17 protein-coding genes are annotated in these 25,268 nt (G+C 33.6%); 12 read left to right on the plus strand and 5 right to left on the minus strand.

Annotated features, from left to right (window positions below; translation table 11 throughout):
- Positions 1-289 precede the first annotated feature (289 nt).
- The 5 genes from BW942_RS16695 to BW942_RS16715 all read left to right on the plus strand — a co-directional run bounded on the left by BW942_RS16695 (position 290) and on the right by BW942_RS16715 (position 5,304).
- Entirely contained in the window at positions 290-805 is a 516-nt protein-coding gene (locus BW942_RS16695) for a MepB family protein (protein ID WP_000779367.1), read from the plus strand.
- Between the two features lie 173 nt (positions 806-978).
- Complete coding sequence (locus BW942_RS16700) at positions 979-2,175, plus strand: LCP family protein (RefSeq protein ID WP_000133081.1); 1,197 nt, start codon at positions 979-981, stop codon at positions 2,173-2,175.
- A gap of 6 nt (positions 2,176-2,181) precedes the next feature.
- Positions 2,182-2,553: a ribosome silencing factor gene (gene rsfS / locus BW942_RS16705; RefSeq protein ID WP_001070122.1), complete on the plus strand. Its 372-nt coding sequence runs from the start codon at positions 2,182-2,184 to the stop codon at positions 2,551-2,553.
- Between the two features lie 35 nt (positions 2,554-2,588).
- Positions 2,589-4,121 (plus strand): MBOAT family O-acyltransferase, encoded by a 1,533-nt coding sequence (locus BW942_RS16710; RefSeq protein WP_000577056.1) that lies wholly within the window; start codon positions 2,589-2,591, stop codon positions 4,119-4,121.
- Positions 4,099-5,304 (plus strand): hypothetical protein, encoded by a 1,206-nt coding sequence (locus BW942_RS16715; protein ID WP_000011185.1) that lies wholly within the window; start codon positions 4,099-4,101, stop codon positions 5,302-5,304. The genes BW942_RS16710 and BW942_RS16715 overlap by 23 nt, the downstream gene beginning before the upstream one ends.
- A 580-nt stretch (positions 5,305-5,884) precedes the next feature.
- On the opposite strand, the gene BW942_RS16720 is transcribed toward BW942_RS16715, so the two are convergent.
- Complete coding sequence (locus BW942_RS16720; RefSeq protein ID WP_001212829.1) at positions 5,885-7,876, minus strand: hypothetical protein; 1,992 nt, start codon at positions 7,874-7,876, stop codon at positions 5,885-5,887.
- Positions 7,877-8,065: 189 nt separating this feature from the next.
- Between BW942_RS16720 and BW942_RS16725 the strand changes: the two genes are divergently transcribed.
- A complete protein-coding gene (locus BW942_RS16725) occupies positions 8,066-8,617 on the plus strand; it encodes a TlpA family protein disulfide reductase (RefSeq protein WP_000277668.1) in 552 nt (183 codons plus the stop codon).
- Positions 8,618-8,619: 2 nt separating this feature from the next.
- Here BW942_RS16725 and BW942_RS16730 read toward each other — a convergent pair whose 3' ends face one another.
- A complete protein-coding gene (locus BW942_RS16730; RefSeq protein ID WP_000653301.1) occupies positions 8,620-9,261 on the minus strand; it encodes a DNA-3-methyladenine glycosylase family protein in 642 nt (213 codons plus the stop codon).
- A gap of 183 nt (positions 9,262-9,444) precedes the next feature.
- On the opposite strand from BW942_RS16730, the gene BW942_RS16735 reads away from it, so the two are divergent.
- Positions 9,445-10,662: a TCR/Tet family MFS transporter gene (locus BW942_RS16735; RefSeq protein WP_001983670.1), complete on the plus strand. Its 1,218-nt coding sequence runs from the start codon at positions 9,445-9,447 to the stop codon at positions 10,660-10,662.
- A gap of 1,004 nt (positions 10,663-11,666) precedes the next feature.
- The gene (locus BW942_RS16745; protein ID WP_000691890.1) at positions 11,667-12,524 is read left to right on the plus strand and encodes a pirin family protein; all 858 of its coding nucleotides are present in this window, start codon (positions 11,667-11,669) and stop codon (positions 12,522-12,524) included.
- Between the two features lie 261 nt (positions 12,525-12,785).
- Here BW942_RS16745 and BW942_RS16750 read toward each other — a convergent pair whose 3' ends face one another.
- A complete protein-coding gene (locus BW942_RS16750; protein WP_000849253.1) occupies positions 12,786-14,108 on the minus strand; it encodes a phosphatidylinositol-specific phospholipase C domain-containing protein in 1,323 nt (440 codons plus the stop codon).
- Positions 14,109-14,989: 881 nt separating this feature from the next.
- Positions 14,990-15,727 (minus strand): LIC13305 family lipoprotein, encoded by a 738-nt coding sequence (locus tag BW942_RS21145; protein WP_223809857.1) that lies wholly within the window; start codon positions 15,725-15,727, stop codon positions 14,990-14,992.
- A 444-nt stretch (positions 15,728-16,171) separates the two neighbouring features.
- On the opposite strand from BW942_RS21145, the gene typA reads away from it, so the two are divergent.
- From typA to BW942_RS16790, 4 genes are all read left to right on the plus strand, one after another.
- Entirely contained in the window at positions 16,172-17,992 is a 1,821-nt protein-coding gene (gene typA / locus BW942_RS16770; RefSeq protein ID WP_000405900.1) for a translational GTPase TypA, read from the plus strand.
- A gap of 747 nt (positions 17,993-18,739) precedes the next feature.
- Entirely contained in the window at positions 18,740-18,922 is a 183-nt protein-coding gene (locus tag BW942_RS16775) for a hypothetical protein (protein ID WP_000808860.1), read from the plus strand.
- Between the two features lie 390 nt (positions 18,923-19,312).
- The gene (locus BW942_RS16785) at positions 19,313-20,524 is read left to right on the plus strand and encodes an acyltransferase family protein (protein ID WP_000642921.1); all 1,212 of its coding nucleotides are present in this window, start codon (positions 19,313-19,315) and stop codon (positions 20,522-20,524) included.
- Positions 20,525-20,877: 353 nt separating this feature from the next.
- Positions 20,878-22,059, plus strand: coding sequence for a DJ-1/PfpI family protein (locus tag BW942_RS16790; protein WP_000869787.1), 1,182 nt, complete (start codon positions 20,878-20,880; stop codon positions 22,057-22,059).
- Positions 22,060-22,867: 808 nt separating this feature from the next.
- Here the strand turns inward: BW942_RS16790 and BW942_RS16800 are convergent.
- Positions 22,868-23,788, minus strand: coding sequence for an LIC12353 family lipoprotein (locus BW942_RS16800; protein WP_000721547.1), 921 nt, complete (start codon positions 23,786-23,788; stop codon positions 22,868-22,870).
- Positions 23,789-25,268: the final 1,480 nt, after the last annotated feature.

Consider the following 25,268-nt stretch of genomic DNA (forward strand, 5'->3'; position numbering starts at 1 on the left):
AGAGCGAGGCATTGAGTTATCCCGAGCGATTCGTAAAGAGCGAGGCATTGAGTTATCCCGAGCGATTCGTAAAGAGCGAGGCATTGAGTTATCCCAAGCGACTTCATAGGGGGTGAACGTATTGAGTTTCCGAACGACTCTTAAGGAGTGAGATGTTGAGTTTCTTTTGGGACAGGTTCTTATGTGTAAACGAATCTCTATGAAAATATTTCCTAATTAAAAATTTACTTTATCGAAGTAAAACACCGTGGTTTTTGGACACTCGATTATTGAGTGATTCAGAATAGAAATGAAACTTACCAGAACAGAACTCATCAAAATTTTAGACAACTTCCAAGAAAATGTATTAAAACCTTGTGATGTTTCCATGGGAAGTCTGTTTTTTGAAAAAGAAGGTTCCGATTACGGAGCCTGTAATTTTGAACTAAAAAAATGGAAAATCACTTTTCGTGTCGCAAAAATCACACCTAAAAAAGTAGGACAGTTTGTAACTCTATGGAAGCGGAATATTCAAGGTCAGATCCAGCCGTACGATATTCAAGACGGGACCGATTATTTTATCATATACATATATGATAAAAATCGTACAGGGCAATTTATATTTACAAAAGATGTTTTACTTCAGCAAGGAATTCTCAATGGAAATGGAGAAGGAAAGTTAGGATTTAGAGTTTATCCTTCTTGGGATGTTCCTTACAATCAACAAGCCAAAAAGACTCAGAAGTGGCAGTTGGAATATTTTTTAGAAAATCTTAAAAAAGATTCCAATCAAGAGGATCGGGTGAAACATTTTTTAAAATTGTGATTCTGTGGATTTTTACTTTTGGAATTCTTTAACAAGACTTTAGAAATCAGATCGATTGAATCATAATGTTTAGAACACAATTTAAATCTGATTCTTAAAAACAAAATGGAATCAATTTTTTAGATAATTGATGTGATGATTCTTGAAACAAAAGGCAAACTAAAAATAACCGTTTGACAGACTGGTTTTGCAGATTGGAATGGAATTGGGACGGCGCAAGTTTGGAATCTAAAGAGTCTTCAAAAAAAAAATCGGGTTGGTTGCTTTATATCGCAGCCGGAATTCTATTATTTTCAGCTCTTATTTTTTTAATTAGTAAATTCAATCGAACCGGATTGGAAGAAAAAATTGCAGCTGGTAAACCAATCTATTTTTTATTTCACGCTGTGAATGATTCTCAGGAATATGAGTTTGGTCTTTTGGCGACTCTTTTTCCATCTAACAACCGTTGTGCGTTATACTTCATTCATCCGATTACGTCTTTTGACGATCCGGACGATTCTTTGGATCTTCTCAAATCTGGGGCTAAATCTTCGGTCAAAAGTGCGATTACTGATTTGATCGACACAAAACCTAATTATACGATTTCTATTTCTTCTTCTCAATGGATTCGAATCGTGGATCTTTTAGGCGGTTTAGACGTTTATACGGATAATAAAACCGTTCGTAGTTCTTCGGAGTACAATCGGGAACCGGGAGTTTATACTATGTCCGGACAGGATGTCTATGACTATACGAGTAAGATAGATAAAAAAGAAACTTTGGATTACTTAGAAAGAATCAGTCGTCAAGAAAGTGTGGTGCTTACTCTTTACGAGGCTCTTTCTCAAAAAAAAGAATTTTTAACTACGCCCCTTTTGATTTTTGCACATAGTTTGATCGAATCCGATCTTTCGAAAGAAGATTTTGTGAGTCTTATCAAGTTTGTCAATTCCAGAAGAATTCAATTTGGAATTTCGGAACTTCCGGGCGAACCGATGAACGATCCTAAAACGAAGAAACTCTATTTAAAAACAGATATTGCAAGAGCCAGGATTGCTTTTCGTAAATTTTCAAAAGATATGAATTCTGACGTTTTTACAGACGCAGAGTTTGCAAGGACAGAAGTGTTAAATGGAACCGAGGTGGCTGGGCTTGCAAAAGATGTTCGTGGAATTCTTTCGGATAAAAGAATTAAAGTACTCGCGGCGGATAACGCTTGGAAAAAAGGATTTCCTAAAACTGTGGTGATTGATCGTTCCGGTAACACAGCGATCATGGATCGTATTTCAACCGTATTAGAAAAAGCTGAAGTTCATCACGTATTGAGAAAGGATTTGGGCTTAGACGCTACGGTTGTGGTAGGCTCCGATTACGAACCTAGAAAATAAAAATTCATGAATCCTACCCATAAACAAAACCCTAGTACCGAAGATATTCTTCGGATCATACGAGATATAATGACGGATAAAAAATGCGAGGAAGTAAGCATTTTAAATCTTGAAAGCGTGAATAGTTATCTGAGTTATTTTGTCATTTGCACCGTCAACTCTGCGGTTCAAGCCAATGCGGTTGCAAGAGAAGTTAGAAAAACATTAAAAGAATATAAACTCTCGCACAAAGAAACGGATAAAACAGGAACGTCTGCAACGTCCGGTTGGACTCTTTTGGATTTCGGAGAAATTATCGTTCATATTATGACTCCAGAAAAAAGAGAATATTATAATTTAGATAGGCTCTGGCGGGACGCCAAGAGAATCGAACTCTAAAAGGAGCGCCGTTTTTTTAAATCGGTCTATCAAAGATGATTTTCAACTCGGCCGTTTTTATTTATTTCTTTTTAGTCGTATTAGCCGTTTGTTATTTTTTTGCTGTTAGAAAAACTTCCAGAACAATCCAGAATTTATTTTTACTCATCGCTTCCTATATATTTTACGGATGGTGGGATTGGATCTTTTTGATTCTAATCGTATTTGTATCCGTTTCCAATTTTTACATCGCTCTTCTGATGGAGCAAAAAGAGTCGATTAGGGGTCACCTTTTGTTTTTGGCTGTTGTAATCGATATGGGGATATTGGGTTTTTTCAAATATTATAATTTTTTTATAGAGAATCTAAGTACAATTCTGAAAACCTCCGCGGTGTTTTTGGGGGCACAGAATTCTACACTTTTTAGGGATGATATATTTCTTCAAATTATACTTCCGGTAGGAATCAGTTTTTTTACGTTCCAAACCCTTTCTTACGTGATCGATGTATATTTCCGTAAACTTAAAGCGGAAACCAATCTGATGGACTTTTGTCTTTTTGTCTGTTTTTTTCCGCAATTAGTCGCGGGGCCAATTGAAAGGGCGGGGGATCTTCTCCCCCAAATCAAAAAGGATAGAAAGATAGATTTAGATCTTTTTTACAAGGGTTGTCTTTTGATTCTTGTGGGTTATTATATGAAGACCTACGTAGCGGATAATCTTGCCGAACTTGCGGATTTAGTGTTGCTCGAAAATTCCGGGCTTTATAAATCCAATCCGGAACTTGCGGGAGGACATTCCGCGATTCACACGGTTCTTGCGTTATGCGCGTTTATCTTTCAGATTTATTGTGACTTTGCTGGATATTCTTATATCGCAAGAGGTTGTGCTTTTCTTTTAGGATTTCAGCTAAGTGAAAATTTTATCACTCCGGAATTCAGCGTAAATTTTAGAGAACTTTTTCGTAGATGGCACGTAACGTTAAATCGATGGTTTACTGACTACGTTTATATACCGTTAGGCGGAAGTAAAGTCAGCAAATTTCATAATTATAGGAACTTGTTTATCATATTTGTACTTTCCGGAATTTGGCACGGAGCAAGTTGGAATTTTGCTCTGTGGGGACTTTGTTGTGGGTTTTATATCGTACTTTATATGGTTTTTAGAGAACCTTTTGAAAAGCTTAAAATTTTTGTAAAATTCAAATTTCCTTTTTTAAATCATCCTTTTTTTATAAAGGGGTTTTTCTTTTGGTCCTGTTTTTTTACCATGTTCATGTTTGCCATGTCTTCTATATTTTTTAGAAGTTATGACGGAAATCATGTAAAGATATTATTTATCAACGTCGTGGAAAATTTTTTCATTCTTAAAGGACCAAATGATCAAATTGGCATTTCCAATTATTTTATGGAAATACTAAAGTTAATCGGACCTCTTTTGGTATGGGACTACTTTCACTATAAAAATAATTCAGCTTTTTTTATATTCGAAAAACCTGTAATTGTACGAGTTCTTACATATTTATTTTTCTTTTATTGTATAGTTTTAAAAGGTGTGTTTGGTAAAAATGTCATTTACTTCGCTTTTTAAAAATAAGGTAGTATTGATCTTATTGATAGTTTTAGTTTTGGTAGAACTCATTGCCAAATTTACAGAGATCTATTTTTACGAACACACGGAAGTTTTTTTAGTCAATAATATACGAAAGAAAATGGAATCTGGGGTTTTGGACTACAAAGGGCTCGTGTTTGGCGATTCCAGAAGTATGTCTCTGATACCTTCTCGAGAATCGAAAGTTTATAATTTTAGCCTACCCGCAATGGGAGCAAGGTATTACTCCTATTATTTAAAGAAGTATCTAGACGCGGGAAATCAAAAACCGGAATTTATACTTTTTGCTTCCAGTCCTGGATTGATTTCTGGGGGTTATGGAGATCCAATTGTGGATCCGAGTCTCGTAAAATACGTTCAACCGAATATGAGTCTTTTAGAATATTTGAAAAATCGATTTTTTGCCGGTTTGACATATAAGAATTTTGTAATGGATGGAGTTTCGACAAATGCAAGAAAAACTGCATCTGAAATTAATTGGAAGTTTTTCTCTCATAGAATTCTTCATTTGTTTTCCATAGGAGAAATGTTCGAACAATATAAAGGTCCTGAGTTAGTTTACGTATTATCTGCTTCGGTCCCGAACTTATTTTCCACGTATCGGTATCGTAAAGCACTTTTGAATGTGTTTTCTTATGAAAATTATAAAACCGCAGAAGCGGTTATGAAATTAGATTGTGGATGTGAGGAACTATATATCCCCAGTTGTATGCCTCCTGAAAGTAATTTTAGGGATAATCGATGGATTGCGGAAAAACTGAATTTTCAAAATGGTGGATTGAATATCTCTGATCGAATTAAACCTCAACACGCGATACTTTACCAGATGAGTCGGGAAAAACTGAAGGAGGAAACCCTCGCTCCTTATGGGGCTGAGCCTATTTTTGATTTTAGTGCATTTGAGGATTTTCTTAAATACGCAGAAACCAAAGAAATAGACGTTTATTATATCGTGATGCCTTTTCCGGAATATATAGAGCCGACTGGATATTTTTCGAAGTTTTGGAACGCTTTTGAACCTCTTAAAACAAAATATCCGCATTTAAAAGTATTGAAGTTTGAAAAACAGTTTATGAAACCTGAATATTATTCGGATCAGATTCATCTCAATTGCCAGGGTGCAAAGTTAGTAAATGAGATGTTTTATAAATTAGGCTATTAATTTAACGTGAGTTTGGCGGTTGAAAAAATTTTTGAAATGCAGTAGTTCCTACATTTTCAAAGTTTTACGATAAAATCTAAAATTTGTAAGAGTTCCCACAGATTAAGTCTCATTTTGGATTGATTCTTATTTTTTGAAATGCAGTAGTTCCTACATTTTTAAAGTTTTACAATAAAATTTAAAATTTGTAAGAGTTCCCACAGATTAAGTCTTATTTTGGATTGATTCTTATTTTTTGAAATGCAGTAGTTCCTACATTTTCAAAGTTTTACGATAGAATCTAAAATTTGTAAGAGTTCCCACATCCAAATTTTTACGGGAAAGTAAACCATAAAAACCTGAAAGAAAAATTATCATCAAATATTAGAAAAATTTTATATGAAACGATCATGGAAACCGCCGCAACTATGGAAATGCGAAAACTGCTGCTTTTAGAGAAAAATTCTCGACTTATTTTAGGAATTTATATTAGAAAAGTGATGTAAAAGTAAGAACTACCACGCGCTATTTAATCAAAAAGTGATTGGGGGTTTACAGAAAAAAATAAATTCAAAAAGAAATTTTTTAAAGAAACTAGAGATTACTTTAGACAACGAACTCTGGCGTAATTGCTAAGATGATCCCAACGGATTTCACCTTTAAATACATCCAAGTTATAGGCACCGTTTTCACCAACAGAAATTGTGGAGGACCAATACCTTTTGTCGGAATCGTTTTCGATCCAAGATTCTGTTTCACCACTTTCATATGAGTCTTCTAATTCTTCAATAGTTGGGAGTCTAAGATCTCTGGAACTACAAATTTGATTTGCTTGATACCAATTATAACTTCCGCTTGAATGTTCCCAAAAATTTTCTTTTTGAGAAAAAGATTTTTTAATCTTCTTTTTTTCAAAATTGGATTTAGGAATTTCTTTTTTAGAATCTTTTAATTGAATCGTTTCGGTTTCGAAATGGATAGTGAACAGTTTTTTAAATTCTTTATTTGGATTTCCAGTTTGAACCGTACCTTCTAAAATTTCTTTGAGTTTAGATTTAGCAGAACCCCAAAAAAAACCTGTCTTACTTTCCCAGTCCGCTCCGAGCAGATGACTATTTACGATCTGAGTAGGATTTTTAGTTTCTAAACCTTCGTGTAGAAGTGAATTCAATTGGACTTGAAAAGAAATGGGAACTTTCAGTTTTTGGTTCACTCGTTTGGCTTCTTTTTTGATTCTATCGATTTGAGTCAGATTGGTAAATTCAGATTTTGCAAGAGTTATGATCCCTTCTCGAAACGCTTCATGAATTTTATTTTGATGAGATTCTTTTTCTTCTTCCGCATCTGCCAAAGCTTCCACAGTAAATTCTCTTTCGATGAGAAGATAAATCGTTTCCAAACGATTGGATAAATGAGAACGCCCCGTTTTTTCAGAGGTTTCTGCTTTTTTTTCGATCGTTTCTCTAAACGATTTATAAGACCCGTCCATTTTTTCCGGAAGCTCTTTAAGAATATTTGAATATAGTTTAGAAGAAAGAGAAAAGTCAAATTTAGAATAAGCCTGATCCGCTTCTTTTTCCTTTAAGGAAAATAGGGCAAGTTCTACTTTCTCTTTTCTTTCCTGGATACTTTGTAGAATTTGGAGTTGTCTGTATTTTTCAGGAACCTGGGAGGAATATTCCTTTAAAAGAGAATGATAATCGGAAAGACGTTTTTCTAAATCTTCCGGGCTCGAATCAAAAAGATTACGATCCAGATTATTTATTTTTTCCTTATATTCTAAATTATAATTATTTGTAATACTCGTTTGAATTTCTCGAACAAACGGTTCTAATCTTTTTAGAGACTCGGACGAAAGACGTTCGTTAAACGCGTTTAAGATCCGATTGTAGATTTCGATAGATTCTGTATATTCTTTGGAACGACTGTATTGGATTGCCTTATCTAGTTCTTCTTTAATTTCTTCTAAAACTCCAACTAAAATTTTGTCAGAGGTTTTAAATTCCATAGAATTTAGGTTGGTTCCGGGAACCGGTTTAATTTTTAAAAATGTTACGCTTAGATTTCCGTTTGTAGAAGCAGGAACTTTATGAGGATCAAGATTATATTGGAGGTCTAAAAGTTTTTTACCGGATTCTCCAGCGTAGTAGTCTAAAAGAAATTCTGGAAATTCCATCTGAAACGTGGACTTGATAGAGTAGTTTAAATTTTTTGAATCTCTGATTTGATTTCGTAAAGACACATAGATAATGCCGTTTTGAGAAGAGATTGTGCCTGAAATTACTTCGTTGGCGTCAATTGCATCTGCTATCTGTTTCATACAAATTTCATCTGAACAATCCATCTTTTGAAGAGTTTCTACTTGTTTCAAAAGAATCGATAGTGAATCGTCATCTACAATTGTATATTTACCTTCAAAGTTTCTAAGAATAGAATTGATAATTCCATTTCGAAATCTATTTTCCAAACCGGAATTTAGATTACTTTCTGTTGTCAGTTTATGGATATAAATTTTAGAATGTTTGTTTTGTGCAAAAACTTTGGTAGGGAACCAGAGTAAAAAAAGAAAAAACAAAAGGTAACTGAAACGCATCGAAATGATCCTAAACGAATATATCTCAAAACAATTATAAAACGTAGTTTGATTTCTTTCAGAATTCTTTTAATATTAATAATATAAGAGCTGAACTTGATCGAAAAGTAAACAATAATTTAAAGTTCTAAAAATAGTATTTACAATCTTTTCAGATGAAAACGATTAGAATTTCGGAAATCAAAACGAATGTACAAAAATCAAAAAAGAGCCAATGGAGTTTTTTGTAAAACTCTTTATAAGAAATATCTTTTTTTGATTTTTATTTTACCGTTAGACGCAACTTTTTCGGAACCTTTAGACAATTTTGCGTTCTATAATCTTAGTAAAGAAAGAATTGTTCTTTCTGATTTTTTAAAAAAGTTTTCTACAAAAGACATTCTGATACTAAATTTTACTGGTTCTCAATGTAAACCTTGTAAAGAGCAAGTTCCGATTCTTTTAGATCTTATAAAAAGAACAAACATAGAGGCCGATGGGAAATGGAAGGTATTTTTTTGGATCGTATTTGTAGGAGATGATTTTCAAACCGGAAAAGAATATTCAAATTTACTAAATCTATCAAATAAGGCGGAAACGTTGGTAGATCCGTTATCTACTAGTTATAAACGAGTTAAAATTGTTGGTTTGCCTACTGTTTTAATTTTAAATTCGAAACGTGAAATTTTTTTTAAAACTGAGGGATATAACCAATCTGGAATGAACGATTTAAAAAAATTTTTATCTTCTTGGGGAAAGTAGGATCAAAATTTAATATTATTTTCTTGAATGTAGGAATGCCAGAGCAACATAGTGGCGATCGAGCGGAATGGTCTCCAAGATTTAGAAACAGACAGGATTTTATCATTAGAAGTATCTACAGGTAATTTTTTAATTTTTTTTAGGGATTTAACTGCCGCCAAATCTCCGAGTGGAAAAATATCTGCACGGTGCAAAGCCATAATCAGAAAAATATCTACGGTCCAATTTCCAATCCCTTTTACGGTTATCAAATCTTCTCGAATCATTTGGTCTGATTTAGAGGCTAAATCGCCAAGTATGATTCGTTTGGAAAATACGAACTCTGCAAGGTCTCGAACATAACTGGTTTTTTGTCTACTGAAATAACATTCTCTTAATTCGATGTCGCTTAACAAAAGAATCTTTCGGGCGGTTACGGAGCCAATCTTATTTTTCAGTTTTACTAAGGCTGCCCTTGCGGATGCAAGAGAAACTTGTTGTTCTAAGATGATATGAACTAAGGTTTCAAAGTTCGGTTTGCGACTCCAAAAAGGAGGATAACCGTGCTTTAGAAGAATTGAATGTAATCCCCGATCTTTTCGAGAAAGTTGATCACAGATGGAATAGAATTCTTTCTTTTCGAATTTTAAGATTTTATCTTTCAAATTTAATTCTTCTCTAGGACGTAAGATGAGATTTGTCTTTGGTATTACAAGGCGATCTAAATGAGGTAGATAAAAATTTTAACAGATTTGTATTTCGTTTTCAGTTTGACGGTTTGACGAAAAGGCTTACTCAAGAAATAATTTTTTCGTTGTCAAAAGACTTAGGATTCATTGGGTGGAGTTATGAATCATAGACGACCTGCGGCTTTGGGTTTTATTTTTGTAACCATTTTGATTGATGTAATCGGATTTGGAATTATTATTCCAGTTTTACCAAAACTCATTCAGGAATTGACTCATGGAACTTTGAGCCAAGCCGCGTGGTATGGTGGGCTTTTGATGTTTGCGTATTCATTTGTGCAATTTGTTTGTGCTCCGTTTGTAGGTGGATTGAGTGATCGATACGGAAGAAGGCCGGTACTACTCGCTTCTCTTTTTGGTTTTACGTTAGATTATTTATTCTTAGCTTTTGCACCTTCCATTTTTTGGTTGTTTGTTGGAAGGATTTTAGCGGGAATCATGGGTGCGAGTTTTACAACTGGTTATGCCTATATCGCCGATATTAGTCCTCCCGAAAAAAGAGCACAGAATTTTGGAATTTTAGGAGCGGCGTTTGGATTTGGATTTATCATAGGGCCGGTGATCGGAGGTGTTCTAGGTCAATACGGTTCCAGAGCTCCGTTTTTAGCCGCGGCTGCCCTTACTCTTATAAATTGGTTGTTCGGTTTTTTTATTCTGCCAGAATCTTTAACTCCTGAAAATAGAAGAAAATTTGAATGGCAAAAGGCAAATCCAATTGGATCTCTTATCAATCTGAAACGTTATCCTATGATCATAGGATTAGTAGTTGCATTTTTTCTAATGAACGTAGCGGCTCACTCCGTACAGGGAACTTGGAATTATTATACAATGGAAAAATTTCAATGGAACGAGGCGATGGTGGGTTATTCTTTAGGAGTTGTAGGTCTTGTTTATGCAATCACACAAGGTGGATTGATTAGGATTATTCTTCCTGCGCTCGGACAGAATAAAAGTATTTATCTGGGACTGGCTTTAAGTGGATTGGGATATGCGTTATTCGCTCTTGCAACACAAAGTTGGATGATGTTTGTATTTTTAATTCCTTATTGTTTGGGAGGAATTGCAATGCCACCTCTTCAAGGGATCATGTCTTCTCAGGTTCCGTCAAATGAACAAGGAGAATTACAAGGAGCTCTTACTAGTTTGATGAGTGTGACCGCAATTCTAGGGCCAATTTTAATGACGGGTTTGTTCTCCTATTTTACCGCAAAAGGAACTCCTGTTTATTCACCAGAGGCACCTTTGTGGATGGGAACTATTTTGACGGCAGCGAGCCTTTGGATTACGGTTGGATCTCTTAGAAAACATCATTCGGAATGACCTTAAGTCTTAAGATGGGCTCTAGGCGATTTTTCGAAACAAGTTCCAAATTACTCTTTCTATTGGGTTTGATTTGTGCAAAAATTTTTTAGAGTTAAGAGAATTTCTATAAAATCTAAAAAGAATCATACAATCAAATTTTTGCACCAAATTGCAACTTTGGTTATCATAAAAATAAAGAAACTGTTTAATAAAGATTCACTTAGAAAGATAGAGAATGATCAATAGAATTGTTGAAAAATTAATTCTCTATGGGTTTTCGTTGTATGGAAACGGTCGATTGAAGCGTTTTGTTAATTGTTGCTATGGAATTTTTCAACAACTCTAATACAAAAAATGTTTAAAGAATTTTTACAGAAAACCAAATAATAAAACTTTTCTAAATTGAGAATTTGTTTTAAAATTTATGATCTACTATTATAATAGATTGATAATTATCCTTAAAATGAAAATTATAAGTAGAAATTTAATTTGATCATCGTTATATTTGAATTTATAGAGGTTGTTTATTAGAGTTGTTGAAAAATTAATTCTCCGTATTGTTTTTGTTTTATGAAATAGCCGATTGAAACAATTTTGTTAATCGCCGGTATGGAATTTTCAAAAACTCTAATATTATTTAGAACTATAAAATTGAGCGTCTAAAATTTTACCTCTAACATAGGTTCAGGTTTATGGAGTTTTGTTCTGTAGGTAATTAAAAGCTTGTCCCAAAAGTGGGAACTACTATGAAAATTTAACGACATTAGAACTGCTCTAAAGCTCGCAAATTGCCATATGTAACTTAATTTGTGGGAATTACTGCATTTGATTAAAAATTTCTAAAGAATTATTACATAAAATTCTTTAAGGTTTTGGGACAAGTTCTAAATATAAAATTTCTTGTAAGCCATTTTGCCGATCTATATATAATAAGTACTTTAAATTTTTATTGTAAAATATTAGGTATTTTTTATATACTTATTGATGATGAAAGAATTATTCCATTTCTTTATAATAAACTTATGAAAATAATTTCTGCGATAACTAAAGATTTAGGCGAAAATTTCCAGGTTCGAAGAGTACTCCCTTCTATAAAAGCGCGTTATGTAGGACCGTTTGTATTCGTAGATCATATGGGACCGGTTTCCATTCAAACCGGAAAAGAACTAACGGTTCGTTCACATCCTCATATTGGATTGGCTACAATAACTTATCTTTATGACGGAGTTATACTTCATCGAGATAGTATCGGTTCCGAAATGAAAATTTGTCCCTATGAAGTCAATTGGATGACAGCGGGTTCTGGAATTGCACACAGTGAACGTTCTCAGTTGGATTTACAATATTCTATTTTAGAAGGAATACAAACTTGGGTGGCTCTTCCTAAAGAGTCGGAAGAAGTAGAGCCCGAATTTTTTCATCTCAATAGAAATGAAATTCCTGTGATTTCGGAAAAGGGTTGGGAGCTGAGGTTGATTGCAGGAGAATTTTTAGGTAAACGTTCTCCCGTAAAAGTGTATTCGAAACTTTTTTATGCCGATTTAGAAGTTCAGTCGGGAGGAGAAGGAAAATGGAATATATCCTCCGATCAAGAGTCCGCTTTGTATGTGGCGCGAGGAAGTTTAGAAGTTCAAGGTCAAAAAATTCAAATGGGAAATATGGCGGTATTTGATTTAGGGGAAACGATTTCTTTTTATTCCGAGGAAGGAAGTCGTTCGATTCTTTTGGGAGGAGTTCCATTTCCGGAACGTAGGCATCTTTGGTGGAATTTTGTATCTACTTCTTTAGAAAGAATCGAAAAGGCAAAACTAGAATGGAAACAGGAACGTTTTCCAAAGGTCCCTGGTGAGACGGAAAGAATTCCTCTTCCTGAATTTTAAATTAGAATATAATAATATTTTTTTAAACTTTGGTTCTGTTTTTACTAATTCTTGTAAAAAGGAGTATTTAGAATCTATTTCAAAAATACTTTACTTTTGTTTAAAATACCAATTTCGATTATTCTAAGATATTTTTAAAATAGATTCTAGTATTTTTCATTCAAAGGAATCTTTATAATAAAGGCTTGTGAATTCTATTGTATAATTTAAAAATAAAACGAGCCGTTTTTGTATAAAACAAATGGCTCGTTTATTTATTTTTTAAGGATTTGAAAAATATCCTTCTAACGTCGTATCCGGAGCCCAATTATCTCCGTCTTTTTTGGTCAGATTGATCCAGACTGTTTGGCTATTGCCGCTCGATATTAGGGCGTCTTGTAGTTTTTTATTTTCATAAGGAGTTGCGGGAGCGGCAAATTGATAACGACCAATATCTGATGGTGATTGGGGATAGAGAAGACATGCGCTGCTACCATCTCTCCAAGGTCCTTGGCGATTGGAAGTGATGATCCAATTTCCGGTATTCCTGTCTTTGCATGCAAATTTAAGATTCATATCACAGTGATGGGTGGACCATCTTCCGTTTACAGAGATCCGTGCGCAATGTTCTTGATCTTCTCGATTGAGAGGTTGATTGGTAGCGGAATCCCAGGACCAAACCGCTTGTTTCGCAAAATTGGCGTTAAATTGATCAAACCCAAATAAGTTTACTTCACAAGCGAGCATGGATTGAATATTACTATTTGTGAATGAACCACCTCTGTCGTTTGCATTTCTTGCGATTGTATCATTGTAAACGCGAACTAAAGAATTATGATAGGTTTCTCTCGAAAAGTTACAATCTGGATATCCTCGAAAGCCGCTTGGTTGGAATGATACAAAAGGATCTTTTCTAAAGTAATATCCCCATGTGTCTGAAAGTTCGGGAGAGTAGCAGTTATTGCTTGTTAGAAAAATTCGATGATTAGTACTTTTTACCATGTCTTCCAACTTAGGCATAACCATGGGAGATTGGTTGAGGCAGTCTCTCGATTGATGACGATATAACAAAGTGCCCAGTTTGCTGGAAAGAGTTCTCATAAATTCAGAAACATGTCCTTCAAAACGATCTTTGATATAAAGAATCAGTACCTCATTTTGATTTTCTGGTTTCTGAATCCATTGACTGATTTCGTTCAATCCCGCTTCAAAAGTAAGATCATATCTATAACAACCATTATGATCGTTTAAATTACTACCTCTACAAAGAAGAAGTTCCTTATTCCCGCTTCTACCGGTAGTCCAATGGACTTCTAATTCTAGATAACGGGCACCTAAGCGAAGCTGATCTGTGATTGTATAAGTCTGATTGGATGGATTTCTTCGATAAGCGCTACTATTGTAAGAATCGTGAGTTCCAAAAAAAAGAGCGCGATTCAATGGTAGGTTCATATTGACTTGAACCTTTCTTTGCGCGGTAAGAGCTTTATTTTCTGGAGACCTTTCTAAGACATCGATGGGGTTTTCTCTGACTGCTCCTCGATTTGCATATAGATTTTCTCCGAGTAAGAGAAAACTGATAAAGATCGTTAGAATTGTTTTCATTATTTACACCTGTAATGTTTTTGCTTTTCTCTCAAAAAATTGATAGAGAGTTGGAATGATAAGAGTGTAAGTTTAAAACTTACTGATTTTTGACTTATAAAATTGGAAATATTTTGTAGCTGTAGAAACTTACTTGTTGAACGGTGAAAAGACGATTTTTTTATCAAAATTATAATTGTTAAAAAATTCTGTATTTCAGATTAACAAAACAGCTTTAATTGACTGTTTCTATAAAGAACTTGTCCCAAAACCTCAAGATGTGGGACTCACACAAAAATTTAACAATATTAGAGTTACTTGAAAGTTCGCAAATTACCAAATGTGACGGTTTTTGTAGGAACTATTGTGTTTTATTAAAAATTTCTAAAGAACTATCATGTAAATTCTTTAAGGTTTTGGGACAAGTTCAAAATAGAAATATATGGAGAATTCATTTTTCAACAACTCTATTCATAAAAAAGGAAAATCTTAATATTCTAATTTTTTGAACAAACTCGATAGTGTTATTTTTTATACTTTTTTACTGCTGAAAATTATAGAATAGATTATCTCAAATTTACTATTCGAACGTATTAAAATAGTACTAAAAGCTCCAGATCGATTTTACCAAAGATGTGACGTTTTCAAAAAATTACATTTAACTCCGACTTATTGGTTTTTTGAAGGAAATTCCACATTCTATTTTTTGGAAACAAATTCATAATATTATGTTCATGTGCCCGAATGATAAAAACCTATCAATTTCTCTCAACATTTCGTATAAAACCTTTGTTTGATAATTAGAAATTCATTTTATAAAGATTTCCTAAAATTAAAATTTACAATCGAAAAACTGAATGTGTAAATCATTGTAGAATACAGTTGTCTATTGAATAGATTTTTTAACGGCAATCTCGTTCCGACTGAGCCATTCTGATTTTCCACTCGGTGTTTTCCGCGCTGGGAAACGGCCAAAATTGTTTCCATCTAGAAACGGTTAAACGTATCTTTGCCGCAACAAACGGATCGGTTTGACAAGCCTGAACTAAAAGATTGTATGTGGCTGGCCAACCCATGATCAAAGCTCCAAATACAGCTTTATCTTCTCCGAGGAGTGACGCCCCATAAGCCAGCATAATACCAGGTAAGGGGTGCCAAACATTTGGTAATTGAAGGAAATTATCTTTTCCATAATATTGAAATTCAGGAGCATTCAGTTTTTCCCATTCTGGATCAGGCTCTGAGAGAGAATTTTTATTGGGGCTTAAAAATTTACGATCCACGGAATGTGTCAGTTCGTGATGCATTCCTAACATATCATAATATTCAAAAAAATTGAAATTGGGAATCCCTCCACATGTAGTCGTGCCATAACGGTAAGTCACCATTGGCTGTGTTACGCTAATAGCAAGAAGATTAACATCGGAAAATGCAGATACCCTCAATCCATAAGACGTTGTCATAGATCTACAAAGCACAATTTTTTCCACACCGGCTTTGATCCAATACCCTCTTGGGTATCTGGCGATTTCTTTTTTCAGTTGTTCTACATAATAATCAATATCTTGCTGAGCGAATCCCAGTTCGCAAATAATCTCAACTCCACCTGAATTTGTGAAAGTGGAAAGATTTATAATGATTTGTACATCCCGATCATAATTCTCTACCCGATCGGGAGGAGGTTACAACGCTTGCAACATTGCTAATGAAAGTAAAAGATCAGAATTTATTTCATTCTTTTGTTTATTACAAGAGATCAATGAAATTAGAATTAAAAAGCAGGGGATGAAGTGTAACTTCATATAAAGATTCCTTTTTCAGAACAATGGATCGTGGTTGAACTTACGTTATTTAATAAACGATCTTGGAATCCATAAGTGTCAAAATGGTTAACGTAGGATTGGTGAAATAAAAAGTAGGTTTATAATGAATTGTTAAAAAAAGATAAATTCAAAGTTTTGTGAGAGTTCCCACACAATAAAAGTCATCAAATCAAAAAGATCAGAGATTCTCATAGAGGATCCTGGATTCGATGATAAAATAAGTATTTACACCAGGAGGCTTCCGAAATTTTTGGTTTTAGAATGGAAATCCGCAATATAGCAATCATTGCCCACGTAGACCACGGGAAAACCACACTTCTGGACGGAATTCTCCGTCAAACCGGCGCCGTCACAGCCAAAGAGGACGGAGAAAGAATCATGGATTCCAATGACTTGGAAAAGGAAAAAGGAATCACGATCAAAGCAAAAAATACAGCGGTGGTTTATAAAGGGACTAGAATCAACGTAGTAGATACTCCCGGTCACGCGGATTTCGGCGGAGAAGTGGAACGCGTTCTTGCAACTGCGGATTCTTGTCTTCTTCTTGTGGACGCTTTTGACGGACCGATGCCTCAGACTCGTTTCGTATTAGGAAAATCTCTTCAACTCGGACACAGACCTATTTTAGTAATTAATAAAATAGACCGTCCAGGCGCGAGACCAGAAGCGGTTGTAGATATGGCGTTTGATCTATTTTCCGATTTAGGAGCCACAGACGAACAGTTAGATTTTCCAATCGTATATGCATCTGCAAAACAAGGTTGGGCGGTTCACAATCTGAGCGAATCTCCGGGTACAAACCTGGATCCTCTTTTGGACACCGTTCTTAAACACGTTCCGCCTGTTCAAGCGGACACGGAAGCCCCGCTTCAATTCCAAGTGACTTCCTTGGATTATAACGACTATGTAGGAAGAATTGCAGTCGGAAAAATTTATGCGGGAAAAATGGCGCTCGGAATGAACGTTATACAACTTGCGGCAAAAAAAACCGAAACGGCTCCATCAGCGGATACTGCATTATTTAGGATTACAAAATTATACAATTTTGAAGGACTCAAAAGAAACGAAGTCAATACGGCGGAAGCAGGAGACATCGTGGCGATTGCGGGTCTTCCGGATGTGTTTATCGGAGATACAATTTGTGAACCTGGAAAACCGGCCCCCAGACCAGCGATCGAGGTAGAAGAACCGACCGTATCTATGTTTTTTATGGTAAACAATTCTCCGTTTGCCGGAAAAGAAGGAAAGTTCGTAACGACCCGAAATATTCGAGAACGTTTGGATCGAGAACTAGAAACTAACGTAGCGATGAGACTCGAAGAAACCGAAGATAAGGATCGTTTTAAGGTGTTAGGGCGTGGAGAACTTCATTTGTCGGTTCTTATCGAAACAATGAGAAGAGAAGGATTTGAAATCCAAGTCTCTCGTCCTGAAGTCATTTTAAAAACTAACGAGCAAGGGCAAAAACTCGAACCTTACGAATATTTGGTAATGGATGTTCCTGATCAATTTACAGGAGCGATCATTGCCGAGTTAAACCGTAGAAAGGGAGAACTACAATTGATGGACGCACATCCGTCCGGAATGACCCGAGTAGAATTTGTAATACCTACAAGGGGAATTATAGGTTTTAGAGGATTTTTTATTTCAGAAACCAGAGGAGAAGGAGTGATGTCTTCTCGTTTTCTTAGGTTCGATGTATATAAAGGGGATATTCCTGGTCGTAAGAACGGCGCATTGATTTCAATGGACTCAGGAGAATCCACTGCATATGCTCTTTGGAAGATTCAAGAAAGAGGGGAATTGGTGATCGGGCCGAATACCTCTGTTTATCCCGGAATGATCATCGGAATTCATTCTCGTGATAATGATCTAGAAGTGAATCCTGTAAAGGAAAAGAAACTGAGTAACGTTCGTTCTTCTGGAGCGGATGAGGCGATACGTCTGGTTCCTCCTAGAAAATTTTCTTTAGAACAAAACATAGAATTTTTAGATGATGACGAACTTTTGGAAGTAACTCCCACGAGTTTACGTCTTCGTAAAAAGTTTTTAGACGCAAATATGCGTAAACGTAACAAATAAATATTAGAATTGTTGAAAAATTAATTCTCCATCTGTTTCTATTTTATGGAAACCGGCAATTGAAGTAGTTTTGTTAATCGTCACTATGGAATTTTTCAACAACTCTATTGAGTTCCTATCATTTTTAGATTTTAGAGACCATTTAAACTTTTTCTGAAAATGGAAAATCGATTTGTATCCAATTCAAGAATGATTTGTTTAGAGAAATAGTTTTTTAAATTTGATCTAGTTTTGTCCATGTAACAAATACTGCGTCTATAATAAAAAAATTTTCAATGCAGAGTTTAATAACAAAAATATGGTTCAAAAAAAGTTATTTAAAAAGGTGTAGTTTACCTACTCAAAACTATATAATAAAGTATCTAGTATTTTGCACTGAAACAGAGTTTTGCAATAAAACTTATGGTGCTCAATTTTATGGATTAGTAAAAGACAGTCTTCCAAGCTTAAAATTTTGATTCTTTTCGGATGTATAGAGATTTTAGAACAAACTCTAAAGTTTTGCTGTAAATTTATTCTAAAATTTTTTAGAATAAATTTAAAAACTTTTTAAAGTAGGATTGAGAAATTTTATATTTAAGATTTTTGTTATGTAGTTCTTTCAAACGTTTTTATCAAGCTAATTCCAAAGGGTTAAAAATTATTTTGTAAGTTTTAGATAGAAGTAATTCATAAAAGACAAGCCACCATAAATTGTCTCATTTCAGGTGATTTTGGATTTTAAAAAATTGTGTAAGTTTTTACATTTTGAAACAGTTCCGATTTTTTGTTATTGCTTTCTTTTTGAAAAAATTTGTTTTTTCGAAATTCCAGTATTTAAGATTTTCGTTTTTGATTTTATTTCATAAGTTCGAAAAAAACTTTAGATCTACTTCTTTTTTTAACTTATTTTACTATTTTCGAATTTATTTTTATTTTATCGATTTATAAATTCATAGACTTGAATTAAAAAAAATGGGAACCTTGGCGATAATCATTTATCTCATCATTATATTCAAAAATTAAAATGTATTTTTGTATTTAAGCTGATAACCACTAAATTAGGATAAGGTGATTGAAATTTTATGATTACTATATGTTGTTTTATAAAAACGCAGAAATACGGAAATGAAACAGATTGTAGTTTGATAGATTCATTTCTATTTGGATATTTAAAATCATTTTGTAAAATTTATACATTACATTTTAGATTTAGTTCTGGTTTAAAAAGGAACCAATTGAAACAATTCGTGAATAATTTTGTTTCTTAAAATGTTAAATATATTAAACAATCAGTGGTTTTACGGATGAAAAAAAATTTAATCAGAGATTCAAAAAGTCATGAAAGCTTTTATTAAAGGACTTTGGTATCATCGAGAAGATGAAATTCAATCTTTAAATGGATTACGTGCCTTTGCAATTATTTTGGTCATTTTAAACCATTATGCGCTTGTCTGGAAAAAGCCCGGTACATTTCAATCCGATTCTCTTTTTTGGTCGGGAGTCGATTTATCTTTTGTTCTCAGCGGTTTTTTAATATCAAAAAGCCTTTTGAGTGATTGGACTCGAAACGCAACGATCGATTTTAAAAAATTTTATTTGAAACGTACTCTTAGAATTTTTCCTGCTTATTATGTTTTTATTACATTTAGTTGGGTTGCTTCCAAACTTACTCTTAAAATCGCAGAGGCAAAAGGACTGGAAAAAGAGGCATATTATTTTTCTTTTAAATTATCCGATGCGTGGGGAGATTTTGTATTTTTAGGAAATTACTTTCCTGGAATCAATATTCATACTTGGTCTTTATCCATAGAAGAACAGTTCTATTTGATTTTTCCGCTTTTTTGTAGTTTGATCTTATTTAAAATGTCTTCAAAATACAGACAACTTTTGCTTTGGAGTTTGCTCTTAGTTCCTACGATTAGCCGTGTGATCGTTTATATGACGACTCCTTTACCTTTGACTCCTGAATATTTTAACGAGATTTATTTTCCTTTTCATACTCGATTTGATTCTTTGGTGATAGGTGTGATTGTGATGGATCTGTATATGAATCAAAAAGGTTTGATAAATCGATTAAAAACAAATCCTATTTTATATTACCTTCTTTTATTTTTATTTTTTTCTTTCTTATGTATTTCGCATTGGGCAAATATAAATATGGAAAGTTTTTTTACTCATACGTTTAAGTATAATCTTTTGAATATAGGATTTGCTGGAATTTTGTTGTGCGCGGTCGTTCGTTCAGAGGGTTTGTTAGGGCGTTTTTTAAGTTTAAAAATTTTTGTTCCGATCGCTAGATTAAGTTTTACAATTTATCTTTGGCATTTGGTCCTGATTGCAGTTTCTGTATCGATTTTAAAAATTCGTACGGAACCTAGTTCCATGTTTGAACTTTTATTTCAGTTTATTTTTGTGTTGACCCTGATGATTCTTCTTTCAGTTCCTTTTTATCTTTTATTTGAATACCCGTTTCAATATTTAAGAACAAGAATTCTTCCTAAAAGAAGATCTCACAAACAATTACTTTCGGTTCAACCCAAGTCCTTTTGATTTTTAGACTTTAGAATGGTTTGTCTAAAATCCTTGCGGTTTTATTTTTTCTATGAACAATCTTTCTTACTGATTTTTATTTAACTTCAGTTCAGTATCACTAATGCGAAAGCGATTATTATGCTGCGATCCGTAGAGAACAGCATTGAGTTTGAAAAAGCGTTTTGCTTGATTTCAGGGAGTCGTTATATTGAGTGTCGAGACTTTCGTATTCTGAGTTCACGTTATTTATTAAAATATCTTTAATTTTGACTATCTGTCTTTTGAGAATAAAATGAAAGATGTTCTGTTGTAAACTATTGGTAAGATTTAAAAGAAAGGATCAAAGTTTTGATTTGGGTTGAGATAAAAATATGAAAGTAGTTCAAATTAAATTATCTTTTATTTCTCGGAAATTTCAAAAATATTCTAAAATTATAATGTTAATTTTGATTTGTTTTGTGTGCGTTCTATATGACTCATTATCAGGAGAAACTAAAAAGCCTGCTTATTCTACAGAAGACCTTTCAAAATCTCAATATAAGTCCGAAAAAATTCCTGTTTATCAAAACCGTTTTGGAAGAACTCGTCCAGTGGTAGCGGTGATCGGAGATAATTACATGACGGAATTGACAGATTATGTGGTTCCTTATGGTGTATTGACTCGTTCAAAATCGGCGGAAGTGTTTGCAGTCGGAATTTCGTTAACTCCAATAAGTTTTTACCCAGCTTTAAAGATTTTTCCTCAAGAATCGATTTCTTCTTTTGATAAGAAATTTTCTACAGGTGCGGATTACGTGATTGTTCCAGCTATACATCATTCTGAAAATCCAATTATTTTAGAATGGTTGAATTTACAAGCTTCCAGAGGTGCAACCATTATCGGGGTTTGTGACGGAGTTTGGGTACTTGCAAACGCAGGTTTATTAAAAGGAAAACGGGCCACAGGTTTTTGGTATTCATTAGATGATTTGGAAAAAAAATTCAAAGATACGACTTGGGTCAGAAATAGACGTTATGTGGTAGATCAAGGAATCGTAACTACAACTGCCGTGACCGCATCGATTCCGGTTTCTTTGGCTTTGGTGGAAGCGATCGCAGGTAAGGATAGAGCTTTCAACGTTGCGGTAGAATTGGGAGTGCAAGACTGGAGTCCAGTTCATGATAGTAATCGATTTCGCTTAACAATGAGTTCGGTTTATACGGTTGTTTCCAATTTCTTATCTTTTTGGTCGTATGAAAAAATAGGAATTCCGGTTATGGCAGGTGTGGATGAAATTAAATTGGCTTTGGTAGCTGACGCGTATTCTAGAACATATCGTTCTCAAGCTTTTTCAATTGCAAAATCAGAAAAAACAATTCTAACTTCAAACGGGTTAAGGCTAATTCCCGATATAGTTTTTGGTTCTACAACTTCATTGAGTCGAATATTACCAGTGTTCGATTCTACTCCTGCCGTGATTACACTGGATCAAACTCTTCTAAAAATTGGGGAAATTTATGGACGTTCCACAGCTGATTTTGTAGCTCTCATATTAGAATATCCTTATTTTTAAATGTACTAAAATTGTTGTAATTGGTCTAGGTTTGTATTTTAAGTAACGTGAGTTCGAAGTAAGAAAATTTGGGTGAATCCGGCTTGCAGCAGACAGCCGGATTGATCTATCCGTTCTGATTAATAAATTGTATAAAAAACGTAATAAGTTCATTCCTCTTTAGTTTTAATATAGAACGCGATCCATAGAAAGCGTTCTACTGAGTTTCGAACGCGATCTGTCGAACGATCGAGAGTGAGACGCTGAGTTTGAGAAAGCATTCTACTGAGTTAATTCACGTTAGATTTAAGTTTGTCGTAAGATAATTGGAAAGAAGCTATCTTAACGTGAACTCGACGTAAGAAAATGAGGAAGAATTTTCTAAAAGTATGAGTTCCTACAATTTTAGAATTTGTTCGTAAAATCGTGATTTGTGGGAGTTCCCACGTTTTAGGAATCTGAGATCACAACTTTTTTTAGAAAAATGAACCATGGATTCTTTATGCCGAACTCGCGCTAGGTAAATGGATTTCTATAAAATGAACTTTTAATCAAGAGCTTGTCCCAACTTCAAAGAATTTTAGGTGATAATTCTTTAGAAATTTTTAATAAACTGTAATAGTTCCCACAAATTAAATCGTATTTGGCAATTTGTGAACTTTCGAGTAGCTCTAATATCGTTAAATTTTCGTAATAGTTCCCACATTGGACGGTTTTGGGGGAAGCTTAATAAGTCCTGAAACGGCAATTTTATATAAAAATTTGATTTCTGGATCTTTTATTCAGATTTTTTAAAGATACTGATTTTATTTTTAAGAGTATCTGAAATTTATCTTTCCCTTTTTAATTTTTCGATTTCTCGAATGAGTTCTTCCTTATTGACGTTTGGATCGGATTTTATTTTTTGAATGAGTTCATCGGCGGCAGTTCTTTTATTGATCGCTTTTTTATCTACGTTTCCTTTTAAAATTACTGGATCTCCAGCGGATACTTGAAAATTTTTCTTGCCGTCGATAGGTTCTAAGATTCCGGATTGTTGAAAAATTTCTACAATTTTGCAAGGAATTTGATCTTTTCCTACAAAGAAAATCATTCCAGGTTTGATGGTTTCCGTTTTTGAAAAGATAGAAACTATACCTTCTTTCGTTTTATAAAATACGGCTCCTGCGATTTCATTGTCTACGGTTACACTTTTTTGATTTATATTCGTTGTGATTCTTCCTTGAAATGAATCTCCTATTTTAGTAAATAGAATATTCGAAAAAATTAAAGTTCTTCCGTCGGGGGAAATTTCTCCTAATACGCTGCTACTCAAAGCAACGTTTCCTACTTCTCTTACTTTGGAAGGGGCTCCCATCTCGTTTAGTTTCCAAAGTTTTGGATTGGATTCTCTGGTTCCTATATGCGGTTGATGAAATTCTTGATAAAGAGATTCTTGTAATAGGATTTCGTTTTCTCCCGTTACGACTCCGCCGGTTCTGATCCTCCATTCCTCTCTATTTTCGCTTGCAATAAAGCTGAGTCTTACTATGGTTTTTCTTTCGAAATAAAGTTCTCCGTTTGATTTGGGAAAAATGCTCAACACTTCGATTTTCATTTTATCGTCTTCTGCCCATCTTTGTGTTTCGGAAGAAATATAAAAACCGGCTAAATTTGGATTTGGAGGAACTGGTTTCCCTTTGAGATTTTTTCCGCAATCGATTAACACAATTGTATATAATAAAATAAGAATATATTTGATTTTTTTCATGATTAAAGTCTCGAGTGATAGATTCGTTTTGTTTTACTTCAGTACTATATAAGAATACTCAATATTTTGCTCTGAAACAGGGCTTGGCAATAAAAATTTATAGCGTTTAATTTTATGGGAATCAGTAATAAGGTCTTTTTTGAGTTCGAATTTTTTATTTTAAATAATCGTGTTTAGTTCTTTTAATTCTATAAATAAGTTTTTTCTCACATTGTTTTTAAATTTTTCATAAAAAATTCGCTTTGTATATTTCTCTAAACCCAGAAAATAATTTAGAACTTGTCCCAAAACCTTAAAGAATTTACATGATAGTTCTTTAGAAATTTTTAATAAAACACAATAGTTCCTACAAAAACCGTCACATTTGGTAATTTGCGAACTTTCAAGTAATTCTAATATTGTTAAATTTTTGTGTGAGTCCCACATCTTGAGGTTTTGGGACAAGTTCTTAGTATTTTTTTTCTTCCTTGGGAATTCTCTTTGTCTGTATAGATTAAATATTATTTTTTTATAATATTTTGAATAAATGTTCCAATCCTGTCCTAAAATAGATAAACCTACATCTATAAATAAATTTGTATCTGAGTCATTACTTTGTAAATGTGTTTTAATGACCAAAATCTGTGATTTACACTTAAAATTTTTTTTCTCAGGAAATGAAATTGAATAGAGTCTTTTTTTATTAGATTACACTTTTTTCTTCGTTATCATTTTTAGATATGTCGTATATTATATCATGATAATGCATTGTAAGAAGGATAGAGTCCCAATCCTGAATTCTATGAAGTATCCAATGTAACATTTTAAGATGATTTACTACTCGGACGCATGAATAAAATACTTGGGTTAGATTGTTTCAAAAATTTGAATATTTTGGTCCTGCTTTAAAATGCAGTAACCCCGAATTTGCGGTATTTTTTAAGTACCTCTATCTTTTTCGTAAATTCGGCTGTTAATAACTTGGTACTATTTTCATGTGTCCGGGTAGTAAGTTATGATAGTGTTATGTGGTTCGCTTAATTTCTTGCCATAAAGTTTCTAAAATTTGTATATTTTCCAAGTATTGCGAAAGAGTTTTTATGAATGTTTGTTTTAGATCCATTACGTTTATATTTTTGATTGTTGTTTTGATAGATTTGTTATTTTTAGACAAGATCAATTAAAATGGTTTTTACTAAAGAACTACATAATAAAGTGTCCAAGATTTTGCTTTGAAACAAGTTTTGTAGTAAAAATTTATGGTACTTAATTTTATGGAATTCGGTAGTGAATTAAAAATAATTTTTTGACTTAATGAATTAAAGTGTATGTTAGAATAATTGAATTTTCTGTTTGAGTACTATTATAATCTTTTTTTAATGTCAATTTTTGTCGAAAGATTTTGATAATTTTTATATATTTGCAAGTGAAAAATTTTAGTGCAGTAGTTCCCACATTTCAAATAGAATCTCGAACTTTGCAGTAGTTCCCACATTTCAAA

Source organism: Leptospira interrogans (assembly GCF_900156205.1).
Taxonomy (GTDB): domain Bacteria; phylum Spirochaetota; class Leptospiria; order Leptospirales; family Leptospiraceae; genus Leptospira; species Leptospira interrogans.